Origin of the sequence: Dietzia sp. DQ11-71 (assembly GCF_014144995.1) — a bacterium.
Lineage (GTDB): Bacteria > Actinomycetota > Actinomycetes > Mycobacteriales > Mycobacteriaceae > Dietzia > Dietzia kunjamensis.
Genome location: NZ_JAALDT010000232.1, coordinates 1 through 3,792 on the forward strand (window position 1 = coordinate 1; position 3,792 = coordinate 3,792).

Below are 3,792 nucleotides of genomic sequence, written 5' to 3' on the forward strand. Positions count from 1 at the left end.
TCGCGGCACGGGCCGCCTCGCTGACGGCCTCCATGTCGGCCATGCCGAGGGGCTCGGGTACGGCGAACAGTGCACTCGTCGTCGTCACCATTCCACCCCCTCCGTCACCGGCATCGAACCTACATTCGACAATACCCGCACCGGCGCACTAGCACAAGGGTTCGATCATCTTCGATCACTCATCCCAACCGGGTACCCACCCACTGCGCCAGGGAAACACCGTCACCTGCACCCGATCGACCAGACCGGCGGCCATCAGCGCCCGGTTCATCGACAAGCTGCCGTGCGAGCGCAACGACACGTCGGAATGCTGCTTCAAGCGAGCGACCACCTCGACGGCGTCTCCGCTGACGATGGCCGCGTCCGGCCAGTCGAGGGGACCATCCAGGGTCGTTGACACCACCGTCGTCGGCAGCGTGGTCATCTGGGTGACCCAGGGGTCGAACACGCCGGAATCGTCAGTAGCCGCCCCAATCACCGTTGTCGTTGTACGACCCGAAGCCGCCTCCCATGGGAGGCGTCCGGAGGTCAGCCCGGTTGGAGTGTCCGGAAATCGCCTCGGTCGAAGCTGATGTGGAACCTCCTCGAGTCGATCCGCCAGCCCTCCGGCGTCCGGGTCCACAGGTCCGAGTACTCGCCGAAGCACTCGTAGGACAGATCGGACTGGTCCCCGGCACCGAGGTGGAGGACACGCGCGTACGTGAGGCTCCGCACCCGGTCCTCGTCTCCGTGGAAGCCGAGCTGCACCCGATGGTTGCCCAACAGGTGCTGGGATGGTCCGCAGCCCCCGAGGTGCTCCCTGACCCTCTCGACGATCGCCTGCCGACCGGTCGCGCCGTACCCGGTCGCGGACTCGGTGAACAGCTCGCCCAGCCCATCCCAGTCACGTGAGTCCAACGCGGAGGCCACGTCGGCCAGACGCTCGATGATCAGGTCCCTGTCACTTGTCATCTCCCCTTGGTAGCAGGGATCGCCGGGGGATCTCAGCTGGGCTCGCTAATCTGGCCGCCATGACCGACGTCGAGATCGCGCTGTCCACCGGCCGTGTCAAGGGCACCGATCTGGGGGATGTGGTCCGCTACTACGGCATCCCCTACGCCGAGGACCCCGTCGGCGACCTGCGGTTCGCCGCCCCGGTCCGCCGCGAACCGTGGCCGGGCGTCCGTGACGCGACCCGGCCGGCCGCCACCGCGCAGCGGCTGCGATTCGACCCCGACCCGGCGATCCCCGAGCCGATCGTCGCCGGCACGGACATCCTGCACGTCGACGTGTGGGCCCCCACCGAGGGCGCGGGCCACCCGGTGCTGGTGTGGATCCACGGCGGCGGCTGGGAGTCCGGGTCATCGCACCAGCCCTGGTTCGACGGGACCGCCTTCGCGCGCGCCGGGATCGTCGTCGTCTCGGTGGGCTACCGCCTGGGCGTCGAGGGGTTCACCGCGTTCCCCGACGCCCCGGACAACCGCGGGGTGCGGGACTGGATCATGGCCCTGGAGTGGGTCCGCGACGAGATCGCGGCGTTCGGCGGTGACCCCGGGCGGGTCACGGTGTCGGGTCAGTCGGCGGGCGGCGGGGCGGTGCTCTGCCTGCTCGCCTCGCCGTTGGCGGCCGGCCTGTTCCACCGGGGGATCGCCTCGTCGCCCGCGGTGCTGCGATCGCCCGCCGCTCAGGCCCCCAAGGGCACGACCGCCGCGGAACTGGCCGCCGGCGGCCGGGGCGCCGTCGACGAGTTCCACCGGCGCCTGCGCAAGGACAATCCCTTCCTCATGCCGTTCCGGCCGACGGTCGGCGACGACACGGTCCCGGTCCCACCCCTGGAGGGCATCGGCACCGGGCCTGGGCTCGACCTGCCCCTGCTCATCGGCTCCACGGCCACGGAGTTCGAGGGGGTCGTCCGGGCCCTCCCCGGGCCTGCGCTGGTGCCGGGTGCCGCGATGATCCTGCGGTCCCAGGAGCTGCCCACCACCGGACTGCGCGCGCTGGCCAGACAATCGGCGGGCAAGTCGCTGCGACGGGCGGTGGGGGCGGTGGTCGACGCCGCCACCATCCACTCGACCGTCGTGCGTGCGGCCGAGACCCGGGTGGCCGCCGGCGCGCCCACCTGGGTGTACGACTTCCGCTGGTCCGAGGGTCGCGGCGCCGTGCACTGCGCGGACCTGCCGTTCTTCTGGTCGGTTCCGGAAGCCGCGAACGTGCGGGCCTACCTCGGAGCGGACGCCCCGCCGGATCTCGTCGACGCGATGCACCGGTCGTGGGTCGACTTCGTCCGCTCCGGAGACCCGGGGTCCCCGCCCTACGCGCCCGCCGAGAGGCGCGTGCAGGTGTGGGATGACCCTCCCGCTGTCGTCGAGGACGGACTGGCCGACGTCCGCGCGGTCTGGTGGCCCGCCGGCGGCTCCTGACGCCTTGCTACGATTGCGCCGCGCGTGCCGGTGACGTACCCGGCGCGTGCGGGGGGCTATAGCTCAGTTGGTTAGAGCCGCGGACTCATAATCCGCTGGTCGCGGGTTCGAGCCCCGCTGGCCCCACCACTGCTCGACCCGCCACTATTCTGCGACGCCACCTCGGACGTGAGTCTGCCAGTCGGCCCGGTCGGGCGGGTCCGGAGCGCCCGACTAGGATCGATCTCCATGGTCGCCTCCCTGCTGGTCGCCGGTACGACCTCGGATTCTGGGAAGAGCGTCGTGACCACAGCGCTGTGTCGGGCGTTCGCTCGCCGCGGCATCAACGTGGCCCCGTTCAAGGCCCAGAACATGTCCAACAACTCGATGGTGGTCGCCGCCCCTCGCCGCACAGGTCCGCACAGCACAGGCCCGGACGGCACCGCCGAGATCGGGCGCGCGCAATGGATCCAGGCCCTCGCAGCGGGCGTGGCCCCGGAGCCCGCGATGAACCCGGTGCTCCTCAAGCCCGGCGGGGACCGGCGCAGCCACGTGGTGGTGATGGGACAGCCGGCCGGGTCGGTGTCCTCCCGCGACTTCGTCGACGGACGGGCCCACCTGGCCGACGCCGCGTTCGCCGCCTACTCCGACCTGGCCTCCCGTCACGAGCTCATCATCTGCGAGGGGGCCGGCAGTCCCACCGAGATCAACCTGCGCTCCAGCGACTACGTCAACATGGGCCTGGCCCGGCACGCGGACATGCCCGTCGTCGTGGTGGGGGACATCGACCGCGGGGGCGTCTTCGCCGCCCTCTACGGCACGGTCGCACTCCTCGAGCCCGCCGATCAGCGGCTGGTCGCGGGGTTCGTCATCAACAAGTTCCGCGGCGACCCGACGCTGCTGGCCCCCGGGCTGCGGCAGATCGAGGACCTCACCGGCCGGCCGGTCCACGGGGTGCTGCCCTGGAATCCCGACCTCTGGCTGGACTCGGAGGACGCCCTCGCGGTGGGTCCCCGCGCCGCCGACGCCGCCGCCACCCTGCGGGTGGCCGTGATCCGTCTGCCGCGCATCAGCAACTTCACCGACGTCGACGCCCTCGGCCTGGAGGCGGACGTGGATCTCGAGTACGTCACGGACTCCCGCGACCTCGCGGGGGCGGACCTCGTCGTCGTCCCCGGGACCCGCGCCACCCTCGACGACCTCGCCTGGCTCCGCGCCCGGGGCCTCGACCGCGCGCTCACCTCCCACGTCGAGCGCGGCGGCGCGGTGCTGGGGATCTGCGGCGGCTTCCAGATGCTCGGCGGGGAGATCGCCGACCCGGACGGCATCGAGGGCGAGCCCGGCGCGCGGGTGACCGGCCTCGGACTGCTTCCCGCCACCACTCGCTTCGGCGCCGAGAAGGTCCTGCGACTGC

Annotated in this window: 3 protein-coding genes, 1 tRNA gene and 1 pseudogene; 3 read left to right on the plus strand and 2 right to left on the minus strand. The window is 71.8% G+C overall.

The features are described 5' to 3' along the window. Window positions 1–199: 199 nt before the first annotated feature. Both G6023_RS08995 and G6023_RS09000 read right to left on the minus strand, forming a co-directional pair. A pseudogene (locus tag G6023_RS08995) lies at window positions 200–457 on the minus strand (dihydrofolate reductase family protein); the annotation flags it as partial. Window positions 458–528: 71 nt separating this feature from the next. Next, window positions 529–951 (minus strand): nuclear transport factor 2 family protein, encoded by a 423-nt coding sequence (locus G6023_RS09000; RefSeq protein WP_182635083.1) that lies wholly within the window; start codon window positions 949–951, stop codon window positions 529–531. 59 nt (window positions 952–1,010) lie between these two features. Here G6023_RS09000 and G6023_RS09005 point away from each other — a divergent pair, with 59 nt between their 5' ends. From G6023_RS09005 to G6023_RS09015, 3 genes are all read left to right on the plus strand, one after another. Then, window positions 1,011–2,399 carry a carboxylesterase/lipase family protein gene (locus tag G6023_RS09005; protein WP_241727779.1) on the plus strand — a complete coding sequence of 463 codons (1,389 nt, stop codon included), beginning with the start codon at window positions 1,011–1,013 and terminating at the stop codon, window positions 2,397–2,399. A 52-nt stretch (window positions 2,400–2,451) separates the two neighbouring features. After that, window positions 2,452–2,528 (plus strand) — tRNA-Ile (locus tag G6023_RS09010). A 99-nt stretch (window positions 2,529–2,627) separates the two neighbouring features. Beyond that, the coding region (locus G6023_RS09015; protein ID WP_182635085.1) for a cobyric acid synthase at window positions 2,628–3,792 on the plus strand (1,165 nt) is incomplete at its 3' end.

What these genes read in the sequence shown, in the direction of transcription:
- G6023_RS09000 (WP_182635083.1), bottom strand. Translation starts at nt 951, where the DNA reads ATGACAAGTGACAGGGACCTGATCATCGAGCGTCTGGCCGACGTGGCC.
- G6023_RS09005 (WP_241727779.1), top strand. Translation starts at nt 1,011, where the DNA reads ATGACCGACGTCGAGATCGCGCTGTCCACCGGCCGTGTCAAGGGCACC.